This is a genomic window from Streptomyces sp. NPDC058955 (genome assembly GCF_042741435.1).
In the GTDB taxonomy this organism is placed as follows: Bacteria; Actinomycetota; Actinomycetes; order Streptomycetales; family Streptomycetaceae; genus Streptomyces.
In genome coordinates this window covers 42567-47576 of record NZ_JBHYKM010000057.1, presented here as the reverse complement: position 1 = coordinate 47576, position 5010 = coordinate 42567, and the positions used below count along the sequence as shown (strand labels likewise).

4 protein-coding genes are annotated in these 5010 nt (G+C 76.1%); 3 read left to right on the top strand and 1 reads right to left on the bottom strand.

What is annotated here, in order from left to right:
• Positions 1-436 precede the first annotated feature (436 nt).
• Positions 437-1783, top strand: a complete 1347-nt coding sequence (locus ACFW1I_RS21955; protein WP_384672504.1) for a nucleobase:cation symporter-2 family protein — start codon at positions 437-439, stop codon at positions 1781-1783.
• An 80-nt stretch (positions 1784-1863) separates the two neighbouring features.
• On the opposite strand, the gene ACFW1I_RS21950 is transcribed toward ACFW1I_RS21955, so the two are convergent.
• Positions 1864-2463 carry a hypothetical protein gene (locus ACFW1I_RS21950; RefSeq protein ID WP_384672496.1) on the bottom strand — a complete coding sequence of 200 codons (600 nt, stop codon included), beginning with the start codon at positions 2461-2463 and terminating at the stop codon, positions 1864-1866.
• 165 nt (positions 2464-2628) lie between these two features.
• On the opposite strand from ACFW1I_RS21950, the gene ACFW1I_RS21945 reads away from it, so the two are divergent.
• Positions 2629-3576, top strand: a complete 948-nt coding sequence (locus ACFW1I_RS21945; protein WP_384672493.1) for a fibronectin type III domain-containing protein — start codon at positions 2629-2631, stop codon at positions 3574-3576.
• A 56-nt stretch (positions 3577-3632) separates the two neighbouring features.
• Positions 3633-5010, top strand: a 1378-nt coding sequence (locus tag ACFW1I_RS21940; RefSeq protein WP_384672491.1) for a hypothetical protein, incomplete at its 3' end; no start/stop codon positions are given.

The window sequence follows — 5010 nt, the reverse complement described above, 5'->3', positions numbered from 1 at the left end:
GCGCGGCCGCGCCCGCGCCGCCGCCCGCGGCCCCGGCCGCCCCCCCCGCGGGGGGGGGCGGCGGCGCCCCCGCCCCCCCCCGCGCGGCGCGGGGCCCCGGGGGGGGCCCCCCCCCAGCCCGACCGGGCGGCGCCGTACGCACCAGTCGTACGGCGCCCCCCGGGACGGCGACCCGTGCCCGCACCCCCACCGGGCGCCCCGTCCCCGCGCCGCACCCCTTCCTCCGGCGCTCCGCACCACCCCGCACCGAGCCGCACCTCCTGCACTTCGCACCGCATCGCACCACCTCCCTGACACCCGCGTCACCGCCGACGTGTACCCGACCGGAGGAACCGCCGTGGCCGACGAGCCCCAGGTTCGCAATGCACAAGACGCAGGCACCGCCCCGGAAGACCGGACCAAGCATCCGGTCGACGAGACCCTGCCCCCACTGAAGATGTTCACCAGCGGCCTCCAGCACGTGGCCGCCATGTACGCGGGCGTGGTGGCCCCGCCGCTGATCGTCGGAGCGGCCGTCGGCCTCTCCGGCACCGAACTCACCTTCCTGACCGGCGCCAGCCTCTTCACGGCCGGCCTCGCGACCTTCCTCCAGACCCTCGGCGTCTGGAAGATCGGCGCCAAGCTCCCCTTCGTCAACGGCGTCACCTTCGCCGGCGTCGCCCCGATGCTCGCCATCGTCGACACGACGGAGAACAAGGCCGACGCGCTGCCCGTCATCTTCGGCGCGATCATCGTCGCCGGACTGCTCGGCTTCCTGGCCGCGCCCTGGTTCTCCCGGCTGGTGCGGTTCTTCCCGCCGGTCGTCACCGGCACCGTCATCACCCTGATCGGCATCTCGCTGCTGCCGGTCGCCTTCGGCTGGGCCCAGGGCCCCAACCCGGCGGCGGAGGACTACGGTTCGGGCAGGTTCCTCGCCCTGGCCGCCGTCACCCTCGCCATCGTCCTGCTGCTGCGCCGCTTCACCCGCGGATTCCTCAAGCAGATCGCGGTGCTCGTCGGCCTCGTCCTCGGCACCCTGATCGCCATACCCTTCGGCGTCACCGACTTCACCCCGGTGACCGAGGCGGACATCGTCGGCTTCCCGAGCCCCTTCCACTTCGGCGCCCCGCAGTTCGCCCTCGCCGCGATCGTCTCCATGTGCGTCGTCATGCTGGTCTCGATGACCGAGTCCACCGCCGACATGCTGGCCCTCGGCGAGATCGTCGAACGGCCCGCCGACGAGAAGACCATCGCCGCCGGTCTGCGCGCCGACACCCTCGGCTCGGCGATCAGCCCGCTCTTCAACGGCTTCATGTGCAGCGCCTTCGCGCAGAACGTCGGCCTGGTCGCCATGACCCGGATCCGCAGCCGCTTCGTCGTCGCCTGCGGCGGCGGTCTGCTCGTCCTGATGGGCCTGTCGCCGGTGATGGCCTCGCTGATCTCGGTCGTGCCCCGCCCGGTGCTCGGCGGCGCGGGCGTCGTCCTCTTCGGCTCGGTGGCCGCCAGCGGCATCCAGACCCTGGTGAAGGCCGGCCTGGAGAAGGACAACAACGTCCTCATCGTCGCCGTCTCGCTGGCGGTCGGCATCATCCCGATCACGAAGCCGGACTTCTACCACGCCTTCCCGGAGACCGCGCAGATCATCCTGGACTCCGGCATCTCCACCGGCTGTGTCGCGGCCGTCCTGCTCAACGTGGTCTTCAACCACTTCGGCGGGCGCCGGGACGACGACGAGGTGACGGCGCCGATGGAGCCGGGCGAGGAGATCTCCGAGACCCGCGCCAAGACGCTCCACGCCCACTAGGACCCGCCCGAGCGGCGATCCCGCCCGCCCCGGACCCCGCGCCCCCCGCGGGGTCCGGGGCGGCGGCGCACCCGCCGTCCTCACGCCGACTCCAGCGCGATCCGCCGGGCGCACTCCCCGGCCAGCGCCGGATACGCGGCGGCGATCGCCTCGTACAGCCTGCGCCGCAGCAGCCGTTCGGCCTCGCGGCGGCCGGTGTCGCCGTACAGCCCGTCGAGCAGCGTCTCGTACCGGCCCAGCGCCTGCCGCAGATAGCCCACCTGCCACCGGACGAGCGAGCCGGCCGGCGCCGGGCCGCCCCGGCCGGCCGGGGCACGGGCGGTCAGCAGGTGCCGGTGGCGGACCGCCCGCCGCTCCAGCTCGGCCGCCGGCAGCCGCGGCACCTCGATCGGCTCGGCCCGGATCGCCGCGAGCACGGCCGCCCGCCGCGTCCCGGCCAGCACCCCCACCGCGGCGCTCCGGCGCGCCTCCACGAGCGCCGTGGACGCCGCCGCGAACTCCGGCGTCCGCTCCACCGCCTCCACCCGCGCCAGCAGATACAGCCGCACCGGCCGCGGCGCGTACCGCCGAGGGTCGCGCCCCTGCACGTCCGGCAGCCCCAGCAGCTCCCGCACCATCGCGTCGGTCCAGCCGCGCCGCCGCACCCCGGCCGGCGACACGTACAGCGAACGGTCCGTCATGATCCCCCCAAGAATCGACTACGGAGAGTAACGACTCCAGTGAAGCGCACCCCACTGACAACGCCCCCGCCCCGCCCCGCCGGAACCTCCCCGACGCCCTCTTGCGAACCCCTCCCTCCGCATGCGATATAGGTCTGGACCTTTCCGACGGACGGAGGCCGGCCCGTGCAACGCCCCCTCGCCGCAAGCCTGTTGACAAGTGCGGCGCTCCTCACCGCCTGCTCCGCCGGGGCGCCGCCGGACACCACCCCGCCCACACCCCCCACCGGCCTCACCGCCACCTCCGGCAGCGCCACCACCGTGCACGTCATGTGGGAGGCCGCCACCGACGACCGGGCCGTCACCGGCTACCAGGTCCTCCAGGACGGCAGCCCGGTCAAGGAACTCCCCGCCACCACCCTCATGACCGACGTCACCGGCCTCGCCCCCGGCACCCGCCACACCTTCGCCGTCCGCGCCCGCGACGCCGCCGGCAACACCTCGCCCACCACCCCCGCCGTCCCCGCCACCACTCTCCGCGCCACCGCCGAGGACCGCGAACCCCCCACCGCCCCCGGCACCCTCCGCGCCACTCCCGCAGGCCCCGACGCCGCCGTCCTCACCTGGACCCCCTCCCGCGACGACACCCGCGTCACCGCCTACGATGTCCACCAGGCCGGCGTCCGCGTCCACACCGCCCCCGGCACCGCCACCACCGCCCGCGTCACCGGACTGCGCCCCGGCACCGCCTACTCCTTCACCCTCCGCGCCCGCGACGCCGCCGAGAACTCCTCCCCGGACACCGCCCCCGCCGACCTCACCACCCCCTCCGCCCCCGGCGCGCCCCCCAACACCTCCCCCCGCGCCCTCGCCGCCGCCTCCGCCCACGGCGAGATCACCCTCACCTGGACCCCGCCCGACACCGGAGCCCCCGTCACCCACCACGAACTCCACATCGACGGCCGCTTCGCCACCACCGTCGTCTGGGGCACCACCCCGCCCGCCGGCCGCGCCACCTACACCTTCCCGGCCCAGGCCCGCCCCGGCACCACCCTCACCCTCACCCTCCGCGCCCGCCTCCCCGACGGCACCTGGGGCGACTTCTCCGCCCCCCGGACCGTCGTCGTCCGCTGATCCCGCCGGGGGTGTCCCTCAGGCCGTTCCCGGCGCCCCCGAACTACCCTGGAACCGTGGCCGAGACCGTTCTCACCAATACCGGGCTGGACCAGTTCCTGGCGCTCCTCGACGGCAGGCCGGAGCGCCGCGACCCCGCCTTCGCGCGGGCCGCCGAAGCCGTGCTCGGGCTGCTCGCGCTGCGCGGCGCCGACCGGGCCGCCGGGATGCCCGAGCCGGATCCGCGGCTCGTGCGGCAGCTGCTCGTGGAGGACCTGCCGGCCTTCGTCTACGCCCCGCCCGGCGACCTCCCGGCCTACCCGGCCGTCGTCGGCGCCCTCGCAGGATGCTTCGACGGCGAGCTGCGGCAGCGCGTCGCCGCCGTCGTCGCGGAGGCCGGGCCCGACTTCGAACGGGCCATGACCGACCCCGGCAACCTCACCTGGCACCGGTGGTACGCCTCGCTGCTGCGGACCGTCGGCGCCGACCTCGCCGACGCCGACGACGTGCGGCGGCGGATCGGCGCCCTCGACGGCGCACCGCTGCCCGACGGGGTGCTCCGCGCCGACCTCATGGGGCGGACCGCGCTCGCCGAGACCGTGCTCGCCGAGGCCGTCGCCCGCGCCTACGTCCGCGACGCCGAGCAGCCGCCCGCCGCCGGCCCGCTCCTCACCGACCACGCCGTCGCCGCAGGCATCGGCCGCGTCACCACCGCGCTCCTCGACCGCTGGACCGCCGCCGGCCTCGCCGACGAGCTCGCCGGCCCCTACGCCCGCTTCGCGCCGGGCCCCGACGACTTCCCCCACCTCGTCCTCGCCGACGCCCTCCTCGACGAGCACATGGACTACTACGGCGACCCCTCCGTCGCCGTCCCGCCGCCCGCCGCCGACGGCCCGGGCGCCGACACCGAGCGGGACGCCGACGCGCTGCTCGCCGCCGTCGAGGAACTCGCCGAGGAGGAGTACGAGCCCTACGGCGGCGAGGCGCCGCACCTGCTCTACGCGCTCTACCAGCGCGGCTGCGCCGCCGACTCGATCGCCCGGCGCGCCGCCGAGTACGAGGACTGGACCGTCGACCCGGCCCTGGAGGACGTGCCCGTCGCGGTCCCCGAGGGCGTCACCGGCGCCTACGTCACCCCGCCCGTGCCCGAACTCGTCCGGCTGCTCGGCTCCACCGGGATCACCGAGGACGACCGGGCCCGGCTGGAGGGCCCCGCCCGCGACCTCGCCGCCGTCGCCGACCGGCTCGCCGCCACCGGCCTCGTCCTGCGCGCCGGGGACGCCTTCGGACTGACCCCGCGCGGCGCCGCCACCGTCCGCTACCTCCTCCGGGTGCGCCGGATCGCCGCGCCCACCGCCGCCGAGGCCGCCGCCTGGTCCGCGAAGGAGCTGGTGGCCGCCGCCGCGCAGTGGCCGCACCCGGCTGCCGCGCGCGTGCTCGCCGACTGGCTGCACG